This window comes from Balneatrix alpica DSM 16621 (assembly GCF_000619885.1).
Lineage (GTDB): Bacteria > Pseudomonadota > Gammaproteobacteria > Pseudomonadales > Balneatricaceae > Balneatrix > Balneatrix alpica.
The window spans coordinates 101,502-118,574 of record NZ_KK211040.1 but is presented as its reverse complement, the minus strand read 5'-3'; the positions used below and the strand labels follow the sequence as shown (position 1 = coordinate 118,574).

Below are 17,073 nucleotides of genomic sequence, written 5' to 3'. Positions count from 1 at the left end.
CGAAGGGGAATAACGTGAATAAATCTGAACTGATCGACGCTATCGCAGCTTCTGCTGATATTCCTAAAGCTGCTGCTGGCCGTGCGCTGGACGCTATGATTGACGCTGTTACTGAAGCTCTGGCTAAGGGTGACTCTGTTGCTCTGGTTGGCTTTGGTACTTTCGCGGTGAAAGAGCGCGCTGCCCGTACTGGTCGTAACCCTCAGACTGGCGCGCCGATCAATATCGCCGCTGCTAAAGTACCTGGCTTCAAGCCTGGTAAAGCTCTGAAGGATGCTGTGAACGGCTAATCCCGTAATTGGCATGGTTTCATGCCAATACAGCTAGCGAAGAGCGGACAAGGCAGCAAGATGCCAAGCTTGAGGAACCTTCCCTGGCTGTTCCGCTTTTCAAACAAGAGCGCATTCTGTTGAGTGCGCTTTTTTTTTAGCTTAAACCCCTTAGACAACCTGCGCAGGCAAGCCTAACTAGTACGCTTGCATTGCTAAACAGGGAAGCAGGTTTTCTGAGTTGTAACACTGGCAAAGTGGGGGCCACATGCTGCAAAACATCAGAGACAACTCATCGGGTCTTGTCTCTAAAATTCTGGTTGGGCTGATTGCCATTACTTTTGCACTCTGGGGTGTGGATTCTTTGTTTACCCTGAGCGCAGGCAGTGATGCGCCGGCCAAAGTTAATGGTGAAGAGGTCAGTCGTCAGGCTTTGCTGCAGACGGTTGAACTGCAACGCCGCCAACTGCTGAATCAGATGGGGGGGAATATTGATCCTGCTTTGTTGGATGATAATCGCCTGCAACGTCAAGCACTGGATCGCCTGATTGAGGAAGAGGTGGTCTTGCAGCAAGCGGCTAAGCTGGGACTAGGCGTTTCTGATGAGCTGATGGATCAGATGATTGTGCGTACCCCAGACTTTCACGTGGAAGGCAAGTTTGACCAGGAACGCTTCCAGCAAGTCTTGCGTAATGTGGGGCTAACTCCTCTGTTATATCGCGAGTTACTGCGTCGTGATTTGCTGATCAATCAGGTACGTTCTGCCATTAGTGCAAGCGAGTTTATGCTGCCCCAGGAGTTAGAAACACTTTTGCTGCTGGATCGCCAGCAACGTGATGCGCGCATCCAAGTGTTTAAAGCAGATGACTACGAAGCGCAGGTGCAGCTGGATGATGCGGCCCTGCAAGCCTTTTACCAGGCAAACCTGAACAGCTATCGTGCCCCTGAGCAGGTAGTCTTGCGTTATGTGGCACTGCGTAAGGCTGACTTATTGCAGGAGGTCAATGTTGATGAAGCGGAGTTGCAAACGGCCTATCAACAGCATCTGGCGAGTTTGCAGGCGCGGAAACAACAGCAGGTTGCCCATATCCTGGTAGAGGTGAGTGACGAGCAGAATGAAGAAGCGGCTAAAGCTCGTATCGCTGAAGTTCAAGCCAAATTACAGGCTGGTGAATCCTTTGCTGAGCTGGCAAGTCAGTTTTCTGATGATGCCTCCAGTGCTGAGCAGGGTGGGGACTTAGGCTTTATTGAGCCTGGTCTGCTGGAGCCAGTGTTAGATGAGGCTTTGGCTCAGCTAGAGGAAGGTGCGGTGTCTGCGCCTGTGCGCTCTAGCTTTGGCTATCATCTGTTAACCGTTATCAAAGAACAGGAAGAAACACCACCGAGCTTTGCTGATATGCGTGCTGAACTTGAGCAACAAGTGAAACAGCGTCAGGTGGATACCCTGTTTGTTGAGCGAGCAGAGAAACTGGCTGACCTGAGCTTTACCTCTCCGGATTTACAAGAGCCTGCCGATGCTTTGGGTCTACAAGTTGAAGAAACCCCAGCCTTTGACCGTGCCGGCGGTGAAGGAATTGCTGCCAGCCAGCGCCTATTGAGCAAGGTGTTTGATCCTGAGTTTATTAAAGCGGGAGAAAACAGTGAGCCGATTGAAGTAGATGCTGACACCCTGGTGGTAGTGCGGATCAAAGAGCATAAGCCCGAGCGTCAGTTGGAGCTGGCTGAGGTCAAAGATCGCGTCCAAGCGGAAGCTCGCCGTCAAGAGGCACAAAAGCTGGCGGCAGCGGCGGCGGCAGAGCAACTAGCTAGTGTGAAGGCTGATGCGAGTCAGGCTGCCCAGTGGCCATTGTTTGAAGGGCTAACCCGAAATGCTCAAGAGCAAGACCCACAGCTATTACAGGGCCTGTTTGCCATGCCTCATCCGCAGCAGCAACCCAGCGTGGCGCAGTTGACTCTGAGCAATGGCGATCAGGCGCTGGTACAGCTACTGAAGGTGCAGCCTGGTGAAGTGAAGGACCTCCCGGCGGATCAACTGCAAAGCCTGCGTGGCTTTATGGCCAGTCAGCAAGGGCAGGAGTTGTTCCAGCACTTTAACCGTGAGTTGCTGAAGAAAGCTGAAATCGAACGCTTTTAAGGGTTGATTCTGGCTAGGCGGCGCCCTCCTTTGGAGGGCGTTGTCGTTTATAGCGTCGCCTGTTGTGTACGCTGGCGGGACAGTGCCCACTGTAAGTGTTCCGCCACTAGAGGGGTGGCGCTAGGCAGGCGCTGCTCGATGGCAGCAATAATGGCAGGGTTGGACGGGGCATTGCCCAGTGCGACAGCTAGATTGCGTTGCCAGCATTCATAGCCGCTGCGGCGAATAGGGGAGCCTTCGGTAAGGCGCAAGAAGGTGTCCTCGTCCCAGGCAAATAGCTCCAGCAGGGTAGCGCGATCCAGGGCATGGCGAGGGGTGAAGTCTGCCTCTGGACTGAAACGGGCAAAGCGGTTCCAAGGGCAAACCAGTTGGCAATCATCACAACCAAAAATGCGATTGCCAATTAAAGGGCGTAGCTCTAATGGAATGCTGCCTTTGTATTCGATAGTCAGGTAAGAGATGCATTTGCGGGCATCCAGCCAGTAAGGGGCAATAAAGGCCTTGGTGGGACAGAGATCTAGACAGGAAGTACAGCGTCCGCAGTGTTCTTTTTGTTGCTCGGTATTGAGTGGCAAGGGCAGGTCGGTATAGAGCTCACCGAGGAAAAACCAGGAGCCAGCCTGGCGATTCATCACCATGGTATTTTTGCCCACCCAACCTAAGCCAGCCTGATTAGCCAGGGCACGCTCCATCACGGGTGCACTATCTACAAAAGCACGGTAGCCAAAGGGGCCGATGGCAGCTTCAATACGTTTGGCTAACTCAGTGAGGCGCTTGCGAATGAGTTTGTGATAATCACGGCCTAGGGCATAGCGGGAGATATAAGCACGCTCGGGCTGACTAAGCACCTTGATGGTTTCGACCTCAGGGGCGAGATAATTCATCCGTACTGAAATAACCCTGAGGGTACCGGGATGTAACTGTGCTGGTTCTGCACGCAGCTCTGCATGTCGCTCCAGATAGTCCATCTCGCCATGGTAACCCTGTGCAAGCCAGCGTTTGAGATACTCCGGGTGTTCGCCCAACTCAATGCCGCTGATTCCCATTTGTTGGAAACCCAGTTCTTGGCACCAGTGGCCAATATCCAGGCAGAGTTGTTCAAGTTGTGCGGGGCTAAGATGCGTACTCATGTTCTGATCAATAACGGCAAAGTGGGCATTATAGCGGATTCACACTTATTAACGGATTTGTTGCTGTACCTCGCCTACACTTTGACAGCTTTATCGCGGTACTTAAGACAGGGAAGTATGATGAGTAAAGGATGGCGCTATAGCCTGGCACTGCTAATCAGCTGCTGGCATGAACTGCTCTGGGGAGATACCTGGCAGCAAGCGACTTTTCTGGCGGAAAACTATCCCCCTTTTCTCTATAAAAAAGAGAGCGCAGTGCAGGGCATTGCGCTTGAGTTATTGCATGCTTTGGCGGACGAACTTAAACAGCCACGCCCTGTTCCAGAGCTAGTCAGTCAGGGCGAATTGATACAGCGGCTACAGCTTGAACAAGCAGTGGTGGGCATGCCGCTGGTACGTTTGCCTGTACGTGAGCAGCGTTGGCATTGGTTGGGGCCGATTGCACCGGTGCGCTTTGTATTGTTGGCGTTAGCTGAACCTCCACCTGCAACCGTAGCGCAACCTTGGCGTATTGGCGCCTTGGATGCTGAGCTTTATCAGCACTTGATCAAGAAAGTTGAGCACCCTGCAGAGTTGATGCTGGCAAGTTCGCCCTACAGCTTATTGCGTTATTTGCAGCAGGGGCGTTTAGACTTTTGTTTGTTGGAAGAGCATCGTGCCCGTTTGTTACTCCAGCAGGCAGGGCTCGAGTCCAGTGATTTTTACAGCTACCAGAGTTTTGCCAGTCAGGAATTATGGTTTGCTCTAAGTAAGGGGATTCCTGCACAGGAGGTTGAACGTTGGCAGCATGCCTTAGAGCGGGTGAAGGCGCGCCCCCATCCGCTCTACGGTACCTTTTATCAGTCGCTGTTAGTGCGTTATTAGCTTAGGGTGATCACCCGCTAGTGTTGATGGGTATGGGGGCAGGCTAGTTCTTCAATGATGGGGCAATCTGGATCTTCGTTGCCGCCACACTGAGTGACTAACTCTTCCAGGCTGGCTTTCATACTCTGCAGGTGTTCTATCTGCTGCTCTAAGTGGTGGATGCGCTCCAGGGTCAGTGCCTTGACTTTGGCGCTGGCCCGATGCGGGTCCGTGTAAAGCTGCAGCAATTCACTGCACTCCTCCAGATTAAAGCCAAGCTGGCGTGCCCGTTGTACAAACTGCAGTGCGCGCACTTCACTGCTGCCATAGTCTCGATAGCCATTTTCTTGTCGGCTTGGGGCCTGTATCAGGCCAATGCTCTCGTAATAACGAATGGTTTTGCTGCTAAGGCCGGTGAGTTTGGCCACTTGGCTGATCTTCATGCGTGTTCCTCCCACTTAGGCTGCCAGCGTTTCAATAGCAGTGCGTTGCTGACCACTGTGAGGCTGCTTAAGGCCATGGCTGCCCCCGCTAAAGTTGGGTTGAGATAACCCATGGCCGCCAGGGGGATCCCCAGCGTGTTAAAGATGAAGGCAAAAAACAGGTTCTCGGCAATTTTGCGACGGGTCAGGCTACAGAGTTGCAGTGCAGCCGCCACCAGGCGCGGATCGTTGCGTAGTAGGGTGAGGTCTGCCGTTTCCAGCGCGATATCAGAACCACTGCCCATGGCAATACTGAGATCGGCCTGGGCTAATGCTGGCGCATCGTTAATCCCATCTCCCACCATAGCGACCACTTGGCCTTGCTGTTGCTGCGTGCGGATGTAATTTGCCTTATCAGCAGGCTGCTGGCTGGCGGCGTATTCATGGATGGCTAAGACCTTGGCCAAGGGGGCAACCGCTTCTTGACGATCACCACTGAGCATGACCACCTGACGCTTTTGCTGCTGTAGGGCCTGGATAGCACTGGCGGCTTCCGGGCGAGCTTGATCCGCCAGCGTGTAGGCACCCAGCCAACGGCCATCGGCAGCCACCATCACCAGGGTGGCAGCTTGTTGTTGCAGTGCCTGTAGCTGGGGGGATGGGGGAATCTCAATCTGTGCGTCCTGGAGCAGCTCAGCTGTGCCTATTAACAATTGTTGACCTGCCACCTCGGCACGCAGCCCTTTGCCACTGACGGCCTGCATACTGTCCACTGTAGCGAGGGTGAGCTGACGTTGTTTGGCCGCCTCAAGCAAGGCCTTGGCTAAAGGGTGCTCACTGCGCTGCTGGGCGCTGGCAACCAGACGGATCAGCTCTTCTTCGGCTAACACAGGGCTGTATACCTGCTGCAGGCTGGGGTGGCCTTGGGTTAGGGTGCCGGTTTTATCAAAAATCAGTCTATCGACCTTGGGGGCGGTTTCCAGCACCTCCAGGTTGCGGATCAGGATGCCGGCACGGGCGCCAGAGCCGGTTCCAGCCAAGAGAGCGGCAGGGGTGGCAAGACCAAGGGCACAGGGACAGGCAATGACCAGTACCGCTACGGCATTCATCAACAGAGTAGGGGTATCGGCACCGAGCCACCACCAGATAAGAGCGGTGGCCAGGGCGATCAACAGGACCACCGGCACAAAGATAGCGCTGATCTTATCCACTAATTGCTGGATAGGTGCCTTGCCGGCCTGGGCCTGCTCCACCAGTTGGATAATGCGTGCCAGCGCAGTTTGGTTGCCAACCTTCAAAGCCTCAACCGTCAGGCTGCCCTGGCCGTTCAGGGTGCCGGCATGCACCTGTTCCCCTGTCTTTTTACTGACCGGCAGGCTTTCTCCGGTGAGCATGGACTCATCCACTTCGCTGTGACCGCTGATGATTTTGGCATCGACTGGGATACGTTCCCCTGGCTTGATCAACAGCTGTTGACCAGCCTGTACGTCTTCGATGGCAACCTGTTGGGGTTGCCCCTCTACGAGTAAGGTGGCCTGTTCAGGACGCAGAGAGAGTAGCTGGTCCAGAGCAAAGCTGGTTTTACGCTTGGCTTGCTCTTCCAACCACTTACCTAAGGAAATCAGGGTGAGGAGGACGGCGGCCGTTTCAAAATAGAGCTGTCCGTGGCTGGCAGCGCCCTGTTGCAGCATTAACACTAAGCTGTACAGATAGGCGCTGCTGGTGCCCAGCGCGACGAGGACATCCATATTGGTGTAGCCGGCTTTGAGGGCGTGGTAGCTGCCACGGTAAAAACGCCAGCCCAGTATGAGTTGTACCGGGGTGGCTAGTAACCATTCGAGCCAGGGTGAGAGGTGAGTACCCAGACCCAACATCGGCGCAATTAAGGGTAGGCAGAGCAAAGCTGAGCCAATCAGGAGCCAGGGAGTCTTAGTTTGGGGTTCGCTGGCACGGGAGGATGAGGTCGAAGTTTGACTGCTCTCGACTTCATAACCGAGTGCCTGGATGGCTTGACTCAGGTGTGCGCGATCAGGCCCCTGTAACAGGGTTTTTACCCTGGTCTGGCCGCTGGCAAGGTTTACTTCGACTTTGAGCACGCCCTCCAGGCGTTGCAACTGACTTTCAATTTTATTGACGCAACTGGCGCAGCTGAGACCGCTGACGTTAAAGACCTGTTCTTGGGTTAAGACTTCATAGCCGAGCCCGGCAATTGCCGTCAGGCTGTCATCCAGTGCTTGGCTTGAGTGGGGAGTGATCACTGCTTTGTTGGTGGCAATGTTGACCTCTGCCTGGGCGACACTGTCCAGTGCTTCCAGGGTACGACCTACCTTGGCGGCGCAACCTGCGCAGCGCATGCCTTTGATATCGAGGGTAAGGGTACTCATGTTGGTTTCCCTGCTTTGTCCATCTGAATGAGCAGAGTGTAAACCTTCCAGTTGAGTAAAGGTAAAGTCAGGGTTTGCGTTTTTTACACATAATTTTTCAGCAGCTGCCAAGCGTGTTGCACTTGCTTGAAACGCTCACTGTCACCGCCGCGATCCGGGTGGTGTTGCATGGCCAGACGCTGGTATTGCTGGCGGGCCAGATTGGGCCAGTCTGCTTGCTGCAGTGTTTGGGCCGGTAGTTCTAAATCGGCTAAGGCTTGCTGTAGTGTCTCGTCAGGAAGGCCTAAGCGTCGCCAGAAGCGGTCGAGCCATGTTTCCAGGGTGCTGAGCTCGGTGCCGAGATTGTTCCAATCCAGATAAAAAGCAGCGAGGGGATCTGCTGCCTGGAGGAGGGCGGTAGTTTCTTCGTCTGTCTGGACTCCAGCGCCTGGGGGGCGTTGTGACCAGGAGTGAGCCTGAATGTGCAGGGTGTGGATTTCCAGATGAGCATAACGGCGGCTACGCCAGCGCTGTTGCAGCAAGTAGAGGCCGTGAAAAATCAGAAAGTGGCTGTGGAACAGACTGGCTGTATCCCCCATGGGCAGATTGAGGCCTTTACTGCGCAGGGTTTGAATCAGTTGGTACTCGCTCTGACCAGGGGAATCCAGAGGGAGTAGAGGCTCCAGCGCCAAGCACAGATGTTCGCTAATCGAAGTGTTCATGCCCTCAGCCTGCCAGCTTGGCAGCTGAGGTGCAAGCGAGCCTTACTTGTAGCGCAGTTTTAGCGTCAGTACCGTACAGGCTAGTAACAGGGTGATGGTGTTGGCCAGAATGATGGGTAAATCCCCCAGAGCAATGCCGTAGGTGAGCCAGAGGGCGATGCCAACCACAAACATGAGATACATCCCCAAGGAGATGCTGCTAGTGTCGCGGGTGCGGATAATTTGTAAAACCTGGGGGATAAAGGCCAGGGTGGTCATACAGGCGGCAGTAATCCCTAACAGGGTCAGTAAGGGGTCCATAACAAAACCTCAGACATGCGGGAGCGGTTGCTCTTTAGAGTAAAAAGACCGGTGGAGGTTGCGGTAGTTGTTATAGGAAGGGGGCAACAGTAGCCGGAGCGGCTCCATTATAGACTTAATTTTGATCAAGGCTAAGAGGGGTAAAGCATGCAAAGGGCACCTGGAGTGTGCTGTGATTTCCCTAAGGAGAAAACAGGCTATCTAAGATCAGATAGCCTGCCGGAGAGGGTTAGCTGGCAGCCGCTTCTTTGGGCGGAAAACGGGCGGGGAGCAGACCCAACTGCCGTGCTTGGCGGACGTAGTCGAGCAGATCAAGTTTGCTGAGCTCAAACAGCTGATCGAAGTGATCCAGTAAGTAATAAACCGGCTGCATGATGTCGATCCGATAGGGGGTGCGCAGCACGCTTAGTAGATCAAAGGCTTCGATGGCACGGGCATCGCTATTGAAGCAGTAATCGGTTTCGCCAATTGAAGACAGAATGCCGCCGCCATAGATGCGCATCTTATCCTGGGCAGTACGGGTGATGCCAAACTCCACGGTAAACCAGTACAGGCGGGCCAGGTAAACCCGCTCCTCTTTACTGGCTTTATAGCCAAGCTGGCCATAGGTGTGGGTAAAGGCGGCAAACGCCGGGTTGGTCAGCAGCGGACAGTGGCCGAAGATTTCGTGGAAGATGTCCGGCTCTTGCAGATAATCCAGCTCTTCTGGGCGGCGAATAAAGGTAGCTACCGGGAAGGCTTTGTTCGCCAGCAGTTTGAAGAAGTGATCAAAGGAGATCAGCGCTGGCACCTGGGCGACCTGCCAACCAGTAGTACGCGCCAGTACCCGGTTGACCTCATCCAGTTGCGGAATACGGTCATGGGGGAGCTTAAGCTGATCGAGTCCGGCCAGATATTCATCACAGGCTTTGCCTTGAATGGCATCCAGCTGACGGGTAATCAGCGTATTCCAGATCGCGTGCTCCGCTTCGGGGTAATGAATAAAGCCGCTGGCATCTGGGTCACGGGCGACATAGGTAGATGTTTTGCCCATGGTTTACCTCCATCGACAGGGGAAAATGCCCTGCCTCTATTGTTATTGTTTGGGTATGACTCTGCCCCGGGCAAGGGGCAGGGTCAGAGGGGTTAGATCGCATCCGGTTGTTGATCCGGCCATGCCTGGGCAAAGGCCGGTAGCGCTTGGCAGTGATGAAAAATGGCCATGAGCTTGGGGTAAGGGTTCATATCGACCTTAAATCTCAGGGCATTGAAGATCTGCGGGATCAGGTAGAGATCGGCCAAGCTCAAGTTCTCACCCAGGCAGAAGGGAGCGGCAGAGACTTCCTGCTCCAAGGCCTGGAAGCCTTCCGCCATCCAGTGGCTAATCCAGGCTTGCTTCTGTTCATCGCTGATTTGTAACTCGCGACTCAGGTACTGCTGTACCCGTAAGTTGTTCAGCGGATGAACTTCACAGGCGATCAGATTGCACCAGCTACGTACCTTGGCCCGTTGCCAGCTGTCCCTAGGGAGCAAAGCCGGCTCGGGATAGGTTTCCTCCAGCCACTCCAGAATGGCGCTGGATTGATTCAGCAGTAAGCCGTTATCAATCTCCAGGGCGGGGACTAAGCCCTGGGGATTGAGGCGAGTGTAAGCAGTACTTCGTTGCTCACCTTTGAGTAGGTTGACGCCTAGATACTCGAAGGGCAGCCCTTTGTAGTGCAGGGCAATCCGTACCCGGAAGGCGGCGGAGGAACGAAAATAACTGTACAAGCGCAATGACATAGCGGCTCCTGTGGCTGAGCTGGCTTAGCCCTGGTAGGGCTGTACCTGTTGTTCAATGGCACCAAAAATACTCTGGCCAGCCTGATCCAGCATCTCTATCCGAACCTGCTCACCAAAGCGCAGGAAACTGGTGCTGGCGCTGCCCTGGTCGATAATCTCCAGCATGCGGCGCTCGGCGATACAGCATGAGCCAACGCTGCGATCCATATTGGAGATGGTGCCAGAGCCGACGATGGTACCGGCACTGAGATGGCGGGTATAGGCAGCATGGGCAACCAGTCGGGCAAAATTAAAGGTCATATCGACCCCGCAATTGGGCTGACCGAAGAGCTCACCGTTACGCCATACTTTAAGTGGCAGATGGATCTGGCTATCGCGCCAGTGCTCACCGAGTTCGTCCGGTGTGACGAATACCGGACTAAACGCTGAGGCCGGCTTGCTATGGAAGAAGCCGAAGCCCTTGGCTAATTCTGCCGGGATCAGATTGCGCAGGGAGACATCATTCACCAGGCCAATCAGCTTGATATGTTGAACCGCCTGTTCTGGCGAGCTACCCATGGGAACATCACCGGTAATGACGACGACTTCAGCCTCGAAATCGATTCCATAGTCTTCACTGGCCAGGCAAATGGGGTCGCAGGGGCCTAACATCGCATCGGAGGTGCCCTGATACATCAGTGGGTCAGTCCAGAAGGAGGGGGGCATTTCTGCACCACGCGCCTTGCGTACCAGCTCTACATGGTTGACGTAAGCACTGCCATCTACCCATTGGTAGGCGCGTGGCAGGGGGGCGGCGCAGGCTTGGGGAGTGAAGGCTTCTGCTTCGATTTGATTGTCGTTCAGAGCCTGATAGCGCGCCTGTAATTGCGGTTCAAGTTCGTCCCAGTTATCCAGAGCGGCCTGCAAGGTAGGAGCCAAATCGCTCGGACGGTGGGCACGGCTCAGATCGCGTGAAACCACTAAGAGGATGCCGTCACGGCCATGCTTGAGGGATGCCAGTTTCATGGGTGCTCCTTAATCTTGTTTACCGGGTGACTGCCAGGAATTGACGTAGGCTGGCTCTTCCACTGCGAAGGCTGCTGCATCGACCTCAACCGCCTGACGGGTGTCGATCATCACTGCTACCTCATCGGTGAAGGTGGCAGGGTTGTCAAAGCTCTTTTTTAGCGCCTTGGGGTGAGGACCATGGGCAAAGCCACAGGGGTGTAGCGTCATCATGCCGGCATGGATGTTATCGCGGCTAAAGAAGTTACCACGGTGATAAAACAGGATTTCATCGTAGTCGTCATTATTGTGGTAGAAGGGCACTTTCAGCGCGCCGGGATCGGACTCGATCGGACGGGGGCAGAAAGTACAGACCACGAAACCATTGCCGACAAAGGTAGTGTGGGCGGATGGTGGTAAGTGGTAGCGGTGGCTCATTAATGGGCGGATATCGCGCCAATTGATCCGCACCACGGTGTTATCGCCGTGCCAGCCGATAGCGTCCAGCGGATTAAAGGGGAAGGTCACCTTGCTGACTTGGTTCAGGCGCTTGATATGGACCTGCCACTGGCTGTCGTCCTGCTGGGCACGGAAGCGCTCATTGATGCGGGGATAGTCCATCACTGCCGGATCAAAGATCGCATTGCTGCCAAGCATGCCTTTATCGGGTAATTGGTAGGCGCTATCGGTGTTTTCAATCATCAGGATTTGCATGGGCTCAGCGACTTCCAGGCGCCAGGCGGTACCGCGTGGAATCATCAGATAATCACCATCACGGATACTGAGGTGGCCATAGTCGCAGAACAGTTCACCGCTGCCTTCATGGATAAACAGCAGCTCATCGCCATCGGAATTGCGCACCAGCATGGACATAGAGGTGTGGCAGTGCCAGAAGCGCATCTGCATCTTGGGGTTGTGCATCAATAAGGGCGCATCCCAGGGGCTGGCATCGCGGCTGTCGAGCTTGGTCAAGTCGAAGGCACGTGGACGCAAGGGCCCCTCCCAGTCAATCCAGCCGGTGGGGGGGTGCTTATGATGCATATGACTGACCGGGCCAAAGAAGCCTTCACGGCCCAGTTCACGCTCATAGGTGCCGGCGGGTAGGTCGCAGTGAGCCTGACGTGAGACTTCGCCTTCTTGAATGGGGAAGCTGATCCACTTGCGCACGAGCATTCTCCTGGATTAAATGGTTTTATTTGAAACTAATATTGCATCGCTGCTGTGGCATATTCAACCCTTATTTGTTCATATTTTTACGCAATGTTGAAAATATCATTCGTCTTGCTTGATATTTTTGGGTGGGTGTCGCCAAGTGGCTAGGATAGAATGGCGCGCTGATTCAGTGTGGCGCAGTATTGAGGGCATTGAGAGGAGGGTGAGCATGTCAGAGTCCCAACAGGCAGCGGTATTGTTTTTGCCGGAGTTTTTGCCCTACAAGTTAAATCAGTTGTCGGTGCGAATCAGTCAGGCCCTGTCGGCAGTCTATAGCCGTGAGTTTGACCTTAGTATTCCGGAGTGGCGCATCATTGCCACCCTGGGGGCGAGCAGTCAGCCGCTATCGGCGAAGATGATTGGTCAGTTAACCTGGATGGATAAGGCCAAGGTGTCGCGTGCATTGGCAACTCTGGTGGAAAAGGGTTGGATTGACCGGGAGCGGGAAGAGGATGACCAACGGCAAAGCCGGATTGTGCTGAGTCAGGCGGGGGAAGACCTGTATGAGCGACTGGTGCCCAAAGCGCTGGAATGGGAGGCGCAATTACTGGAGGGCATGAGTGCCACCGACTACCGGGATCTACAGCGTCTGCTGAAAACGCTGGAACAAAAGGTGCAGCAGCTCGAGCAGCAGTATCCATCCTAGGGGCGCTTAAGCCCGGCTCAGGATGGCTGCTGTCGTTTTGCTAGTAGGTAGCGGCTAGCTAGGAGCCAATTAAGCAGGTTGTCGTAGGCTGATGGCGCCCTTACCAATCCCTTCGAATGCCTGTACCAGCCACTGGTGTTGCGGCGCGGCTTGGTGCAGGCGCTCCGCCAGGGTGGCGGACAAATACTCAACGGTGGTGTCGCAGTCGAGAATATCGCAACGATGCAATGGCAAGCTAATCGCAAACTCACCCTGTGCTGCCTGATAGCGGCTGGTTAACCAGCCCGCTTCGATACCACTGATATCTTCCCGGCTGACTAAATAGATATCCTGCCAGCGCTGGGCAATTTCCGCCTCGGCATCGGGGGCGCGTTGACCATCCTTAAACACCAGAATACGGGAGCGATGACCATGGGCAATGCGCTGGCAGTTACCCTCATGCTTCTTGAGGCCATGGCTGTAATGGTAATAAGCGCCCTCAATCGGCTCGGCAACCAGCTCAATCTCCAAATTGGTAAGATTGTTTGGCAGCAAGGGCAGCAGCAGCGCTCGCAGGTGGGCGGCGACGCTTTGCGCATCACAGCGAGCACAGTCGATTAAGGAGAAAGCTTGGGCAGGGCCACGGCAGTGCATACCGTTATTGGGGTGATCGTAGTGCAGCTCTAGTTGTGCTGCCTGCGCCTCAATCTGCAGCCCCGGCATACGGGTGGGCAGGAGCAGGGTGTGATCCAGGCTGGCATCAATAGCTTTCTTCAGGCGCTTTTTTACTTCGGAGAAGTCCAGCAGCATACCCTGCCAATCGGGCTGGCCGTGCAGGCGCACATTGACTTGCCAGCTTTCACCAATGAGTCCGCGCTCGGGATCAAAAATCGAGCAGTCGAGGACGCTCAGGTTATCAACAAACAGAATTAACGACATGGCTTAGTCTATGCCCAAATACTTATGGGTTTGCAGGCTGAGTGACCACTGGGGGTGGGCCAGACAGTAGGCAATCGCCGCCTGGGTGTTGGCCTCGCGTTGAGGGCCATCCATCGGCTGTAAATAAAAGTGCTCGAAGTCGAGGTGAACAAAACGCTCCGGTTCTGCGCCAGTTTGGGGGAAAACCAGCTTCAACTCCTGGCCCTGTTGTTGCAACAACTCGGTGCCGGCTTTGGGGCTGATGCAAATCCAATCGATACCGGCGGGGGCTGCCAGGGTGCCGTTGGATTCAATGGCAATGATAAAGCTCTGGCGGTGCAGTGCCTCAATTAATGCTTCATCCAGCTGTAAGAGTGGTTCACCGCCGGTGCAGACGACATAGGGCTGGCCACCCTGGCCTTGCCAGAGTTGACGCAGGTGCTGCGCCAGGCTGTCGGCATCGGCAAAGCGACCGCCATTTTGGCCATCGGTACCGACAAAGTCGGTATCGCAAAATTGGCAGATGGCGCTGGCACGGTGCTTTTCTTTGCCGCTCCAGAGGTTGCAGCCGCTAAAACGACAAAACACCGCCGGGCGGCCACTGTGAGCGCCTTCCCCTTGCAGGGTGTAGAAGGCTTCTTTAACGCTGTACATCAAGCCTCCGCCTGCTCATAGGGCAGTGGATCTTGGGCCTGGTTGAGGCTAAAGGCCTCCAGGCGTTCATGGCAGGCCCCGCATTTGCCGCAGGCGCGCTCGCGGCCGTTATAGCAGGTCCAGGTCTGGCTATAGTCCAGCCCCATGGCCAAGCCATCCCGGAGGATGTCGATTTTACTTTGGCTCAAGTAGGGGCTAACCACTTCAACTGGTTCGTAGTTGGCAATCAGGGAGACGGCGTTCATCTTCTGCACAAACTCTGGGCGGCAATCCGGATAGATGCTGTGGTCGCCAGAATGGGCGCCATAGAACACCTTGCGTGCACCAATGGAAACTGCGTAACCAATGGCCAGCGACAGCAGAATCATATTGCGGTTAGGCACGACGGTGGACTTCATGTTGTCGTCGGCGTAGTGCCCTTGCGGGATTTCAATGTCATCGGTGAGTGATGAGCCGGCCAGCAGGGTATTGATGGCACGAATATCCACGACTTTATGTGGCAGTCCCAGTTGCTGACAAACCGCTGCGGCTACATCCAGCTCTTTGGCGTGACGCTGCCCGTAGTGAAATGAGAGTGGATAGAGCTCATAGCCAGCGGCTAAGGCTTTATGGAGCACGGTGAAGGAGTCCATGCCGCCAGAATAGATAACAACTGCTTTTTCTTTCATGTCGCCCCCCTGACAAAGGGGCGCATTATACGCATTTTTGACTTGCGGGATAAGTTTTTGCGCGCAAGCGGAGGAGGAGCCTCCGCTTGTTGGCGTGAGTTGAGGCGATTACAACTGAGTCAGTTGGTTACGGCCATTATGTTTGGATTGATAGAGGGCTTTATCGGTGCGATCTAACCAGTTTTGATAATCATGCATTTCCAGACAGGCTTGTGCCGCCCCTAGGCTGATCGTAAAGGGGATGGAGGTGCCTTCATGGACGGCAGGGTTTTTCTCAACCTGTTTACGCAATCGCTCGGCGAAGTAGGCCGCGCCCGCTGCGTCGGTATTAATTAAGATCACGCCAAACTCTTCGCCGCCGTAGCGCCCAGCAATATCAGTGGTGCGAATGCAGGACTTGAGAATACGAGAGACGTGGCGAATCACTTCGTCGCCGGCAGGATGTCCATAGGTATCATTGACCTTTTTGAAGTGGTCAATATCAAACATGATCAGGCTGACAGGTTGTTCGGTGCGCTTAAAGCGTTGGAATTCATGCACCAAGCGATCTTCCCAGTAGCCACGGTTAAAGAGGCGAGTGAGGGGGTCTGTTTGGCTGAGCCAAGCCAGCTCGGCGTTGGCCTGTTTAAGATCATTACGGTTGAGCGCAGCTTCGGATTCGTCATACACCATGATGCAGGCATGGTCAGTGCGGCCATCCAGTCCCGTTAAGGGGATAATGGTGATGTTTTGGTACATAAATTCCGCCCGACCAGTAATCGGCTGATAGGTGCGGAAGGGGAACAGGTAGGGACGCTGCTCCCAGGTGGAGAATGCCTTGTTGCCCAGGGTAAAGACCATATTGAGTTGGCGATCCAGCCAATCAACGGGCATTTCAGGGTAGAGGGTGGTGATGTCTTTATCACGCACCACATCGGGTTTCATGCCGCTGTGGTTCTCCATAAAGCCATTCCAGAGTTGGACTTTTTTATCGGCATCAATCACCACCAGGCCCACATCCAAGGTCTGGAGCATGTTGACCATCCAGTGAAACTCTTTGAAGTTTTCGCTCATGGCAGATCCTTGGTTATTCCAAAATCAAGCGGACACGGCTATCGAGGGCCGGCATGGAGTCAGCGGTAAAGAGTAGCAGCAGATCACAGGTGATGTTTTGATCTTCCAGATCGTAGTTTATTTCAATGGCCATTAGCCGCTGTGGTTTCTGGCGTAGGGCGCTGATTAAATCATCGATGCTGCAATGCTGACCCAGAATAACTGGATGCCCTTGGCTGAACTCCACATCAAGTTGCTCGGCGACACCACGTAAACAAGCGCTGATCAGAATGTTGGAGACGTCCATGAGAACGTCCAACTGATCGCTGTCGCTCAAGGGGAGGGTGAAGTTCATCAATTGGCCGATGCTGGAGAAGTCCGCGTCAGAGAACAGCACCATGGCTTCACCCGAAATGCCGGAACCTATAAAGCCCTGACATACCGCCGATAAACTCTTTTGATCAGACACCGCCTGCAGAGCCATCTCCAGCTCGGTTGGCTCAAGAATATTGACCTTGGGTACTGGCAGCTTAACGAATACTCCCAGTAAGCGTGCTAAGCGGTCAGCAGCTTGCCCCATGGCGACGTTGACGACCTCTTGATAGCAGTCGTGCAGGCTAACCTCCAGCCCTGCAGCGGCATCGGCCACCTCGCCTTGTGAAACGAGCTGAAAGCGCTCAATCAACTCATGAATCTGCTCAGTGGAGACCGGCTTTTGCACAAACTCGAGTGCGCCCAGGCTTTTTACCCGCTGTTGGGCTTCGGGTTGAATGTCACCGGAGACGACGATGGTTTTGACCGCAATGCCTTCTTGGCCGATTGCTTCTAGTACCTGATAACCATCCATTTCGGGCATGGTTAAATCCAGGAAGAGTACATCGGTGGGGTTTTGACGCAGCCAGGTCATTGCTTCTCCGCCATGGCAGGCGAAGTTCACTTCACCTGCCCAGTCCTTGGGGAGCGAGCGAGCCATTTGTTTGCGCGCCATGCTGGAGTCATCACAGATCAAAACAGATAGGGACATAGTCTGGTGTCC

The 17,073-nt window shown here is 54.5% G+C and carries 18 protein-coding genes; 4 read left to right on the top strand and 14 right to left on the bottom strand.

Annotated elements, in window-relative coordinates; genetic code table 11:
• Positions 1-14 precede the first annotated feature (14 nt).
• On the top strand, positions 15-290 hold the full coding sequence (locus Q334_RS0113315; protein WP_027313644.1) for an HU family DNA-binding protein: 276 nt from the start codon (positions 15-17) through the stop codon (positions 288-290).
• Between the two features lie 247 nt (positions 291-537).
• Positions 538-2,403 carry a SurA N-terminal domain-containing protein gene (locus Q334_RS0113310; RefSeq protein ID WP_027313643.1) on the top strand — a complete coding sequence of 622 codons (1,866 nt, stop codon included), beginning with the start codon at positions 538-540 and terminating at the stop codon, positions 2,401-2,403.
• A 47-nt stretch (positions 2,404-2,450) separates the two neighbouring features.
• Here Q334_RS0113310 and queG read toward each other — a convergent pair whose 3' ends face one another.
• On the bottom strand, positions 2,451-3,533 hold the full coding sequence (gene queG, locus Q334_RS0113305) for a tRNA epoxyqueuosine(34) reductase QueG (RefSeq protein WP_035461619.1): 1,083 nt from the start codon (positions 3,531-3,533) through the stop codon (positions 2,451-2,453).
• 120 nt (positions 3,534-3,653) lie between these two features.
• Here queG and Q334_RS0113300 point away from each other — a divergent pair, with 120 nt between their 5' ends.
• Positions 3,654-4,397: a substrate-binding periplasmic protein gene (locus Q334_RS0113300; protein ID WP_027313641.1), complete on the top strand. Its 744-nt coding sequence runs from the start codon at positions 3,654-3,656 to the stop codon at positions 4,395-4,397.
• A gap of 17 nt (positions 4,398-4,414) precedes the next feature.
• Here Q334_RS0113300 and cueR read toward each other — a convergent pair whose 3' ends face one another.
• The 8 genes from cueR to Q334_RS0113260 all read right to left on the bottom strand — a co-directional run bounded on the left by cueR (position 4,415) and on the right by Q334_RS0113260 (position 12,095).
• Positions 4,415-4,819: a Cu(I)-responsive transcriptional regulator gene (cueR, locus tag Q334_RS0113295; RefSeq protein WP_027313640.1), complete on the bottom strand. Its 405-nt coding sequence runs from the start codon at positions 4,817-4,819 to the stop codon at positions 4,415-4,417.
• Positions 4,816-7,182 (bottom strand): heavy metal translocating P-type ATPase, encoded by a 2,367-nt coding sequence (locus tag Q334_RS0113290; protein ID WP_027313639.1) that lies wholly within the window; start codon positions 7,180-7,182, stop codon positions 4,816-4,818. The genes cueR and Q334_RS0113290 overlap by 4 nt, the downstream gene beginning before the upstream one ends.
• Before the next feature lie 83 nt (positions 7,183-7,265).
• On the bottom strand, positions 7,266-7,883 hold the full coding sequence (locus Q334_RS0113285) for a DNA-J related domain-containing protein (protein WP_027313638.1): 618 nt from the start codon (positions 7,881-7,883) through the stop codon (positions 7,266-7,268).
• 42 nt (positions 7,884-7,925) lie between these two features.
• Positions 7,926-8,183: a SemiSWEET transporter gene (locus Q334_RS0113280; protein WP_245593689.1), complete on the bottom strand. Its 258-nt coding sequence runs from the start codon at positions 8,181-8,183 to the stop codon at positions 7,926-7,928.
• Positions 8,184-8,412: 229 nt separating this feature from the next.
• Positions 8,413-9,216 (bottom strand): phenylalanine 4-monooxygenase, encoded by an 804-nt coding sequence (gene phhA, locus Q334_RS0113275; RefSeq protein WP_027313636.1) that lies wholly within the window; start codon positions 9,214-9,216, stop codon positions 8,413-8,415.
• Positions 9,217-9,308: 92 nt separating this feature from the next.
• The gene (gene maiA / locus Q334_RS0113270; protein WP_211249545.1) at positions 9,309-9,944 is read right to left on the bottom strand and encodes a maleylacetoacetate isomerase; all 636 of its coding nucleotides are present in this window, start codon (positions 9,942-9,944) and stop codon (positions 9,309-9,311) included.
• A gap of 24 nt (positions 9,945-9,968) precedes the next feature.
• A complete protein-coding gene (locus tag Q334_RS0113265; protein ID WP_027313634.1) occupies positions 9,969-10,949 on the bottom strand; it encodes a fumarylacetoacetate hydrolase family protein in 981 nt (326 codons plus the stop codon).
• A gap of 9 nt (positions 10,950-10,958) precedes the next feature.
• Positions 10,959-12,095 (bottom strand): homogentisate 1,2-dioxygenase, encoded by a 1,137-nt coding sequence (locus Q334_RS0113260; RefSeq protein WP_027313633.1) that lies wholly within the window; start codon positions 12,093-12,095, stop codon positions 10,959-10,961.
• A gap of 214 nt (positions 12,096-12,309) precedes the next feature.
• On the opposite strand from Q334_RS0113260, the gene Q334_RS0113255 reads away from it, so the two are divergent.
• Positions 12,310-12,786 carry a MarR family winged helix-turn-helix transcriptional regulator gene (locus Q334_RS0113255; protein WP_027313632.1) on the top strand — a complete coding sequence of 159 codons (477 nt, stop codon included), beginning with the start codon at positions 12,310-12,312 and terminating at the stop codon, positions 12,784-12,786.
• 69 nt (positions 12,787-12,855) lie between these two features.
• Here the strand turns inward: Q334_RS0113255 and Q334_RS0113250 are convergent, their stop codons facing one another.
• From Q334_RS0113250 to Q334_RS0113230, 5 genes are all read right to left on the bottom strand, one after another.
• On the bottom strand, positions 12,856-13,704 hold the full coding sequence (locus Q334_RS0113250) for a 6-carboxytetrahydropterin synthase (RefSeq protein ID WP_027313631.1): 849 nt from the start codon (positions 13,702-13,704) through the stop codon (positions 12,856-12,858).
• 3 nt (positions 13,705-13,707) lie between these two features.
• Positions 13,708-14,337, bottom strand: a complete 630-nt coding sequence (gene queE / locus Q334_RS0113245; RefSeq protein WP_155889000.1) for a 7-carboxy-7-deazaguanine synthase — start codon at positions 14,335-14,337, stop codon at positions 13,708-13,710.
• Positions 14,337-15,005 carry a 7-cyano-7-deazaguanine synthase QueC gene (queC, locus tag Q334_RS0113240; RefSeq protein WP_027313629.1) on the bottom strand — a complete coding sequence of 223 codons (669 nt, stop codon included), beginning with the start codon at positions 15,003-15,005 and terminating at the stop codon, positions 14,337-14,339. The genes queE and queC overlap by 1 nt, the downstream gene beginning before the upstream one ends.
• A 108-nt stretch (positions 15,006-15,113) precedes the next feature.
• Complete coding sequence (locus Q334_RS0113235) at positions 15,114-16,058, bottom strand: sensor domain-containing diguanylate cyclase (RefSeq protein WP_027313628.1); 945 nt, start codon at positions 16,056-16,058, stop codon at positions 15,114-15,116.
• Between the two features lie 13 nt (positions 16,059-16,071).
• Positions 16,072-17,061, bottom strand: a complete 990-nt coding sequence (locus Q334_RS0113230) for a response regulator (RefSeq protein WP_027313627.1) — start codon at positions 17,059-17,061, stop codon at positions 16,072-16,074.
• Positions 17,062-17,073: the final 12 nt, after the last annotated feature.

Bases quoted from the DNA above. Each gene is read 5' to 3' on its own strand.
- Q334_RS0113310 (WP_027313643.1), top strand. From the start codon at position 538: ATGCTGCAAAACATCAGAGACAACTCATCGGGTCTTGTCTCTAAAATT.
- queG (WP_035461619.1), bottom strand. From the start codon at position 3,533: ATGAGTACGCATCTTAGCCCCGCACAACTTGAACAACTCTGCCTGGAT.
- Q334_RS0113300 (WP_027313641.1), top strand. From the start codon at position 3,654: ATGAGTAAAGGATGGCGCTATAGCCTGGCACTGCTAATCAGCTGCTGG.
- cueR (WP_027313640.1), bottom strand. From the start codon at position 4,819: ATGAAGATCAGCCAAGTGGCCAAACTCACCGGCCTTAGCAGCAAAACC.
- Q334_RS0113290 (WP_027313639.1), bottom strand. From the start codon at position 7,182: ATGAGTACCCTTACCCTCGATATCAAAGGCATGCGCTGCGCAGGTTGC.
- Q334_RS0113285 (WP_027313638.1), bottom strand. From the start codon at position 7,883: ATGAACACTTCGATTAGCGAACATCTGTGCTTGGCGCTGGAGCCTCTA.
- Q334_RS0113280 (WP_245593689.1), bottom strand. From the start codon at position 8,183: ATGGACCCCTTACTGACCCTGTTAGGGATTACTGCCGCCTGTATGACC.
- phhA (WP_027313636.1), bottom strand. From the start codon at position 9,216: ATGGGCAAAACATCTACCTATGTCGCCCGTGACCCAGATGCCAGCGGC.
- maiA (WP_211249545.1), bottom strand. From the start codon at position 9,944: ATGTCATTGCGCTTGTACAGTTATTTTCGTTCCTCCGCCGCCTTCCGG.
- Q334_RS0113265 (WP_027313634.1), bottom strand. From the start codon at position 10,949: ATGAAACTGGCATCCCTCAAGCATGGCCGTGACGGCATCCTCTTAGTG.
- Q334_RS0113255 (WP_027313632.1), top strand. From the start codon at position 12,310: ATGTCAGAGTCCCAACAGGCAGCGGTATTGTTTTTGCCGGAGTTTTTG.
- Q334_RS0113250 (WP_027313631.1), bottom strand. From the start codon at position 13,704: ATGTCGTTAATTCTGTTTGTTGATAACCTGAGCGTCCTCGACTGCTCG.
- queE (WP_155889000.1), bottom strand. From the start codon at position 14,337: ATGTACAGCGTTAAAGAAGCCTTCTACACCCTGCAAGGGGAAGGCGCT.
- queC (WP_027313629.1), bottom strand. From the start codon at position 15,005: ATGAAAGAAAAAGCAGTTGTTATCTATTCTGGCGGCATGGACTCCTTC.
- Q334_RS0113235 (WP_027313628.1), bottom strand. From the start codon at position 16,058: ATGAGCGAAAACTTCAAAGAGTTTCACTGGATGGTCAACATGCTCCAG.
- Q334_RS0113230 (WP_027313627.1), bottom strand. From the start codon at position 17,061: ATGTCCCTATCTGTTTTGATCTGTGATGACTCCAGCATGGCGCGCAAA.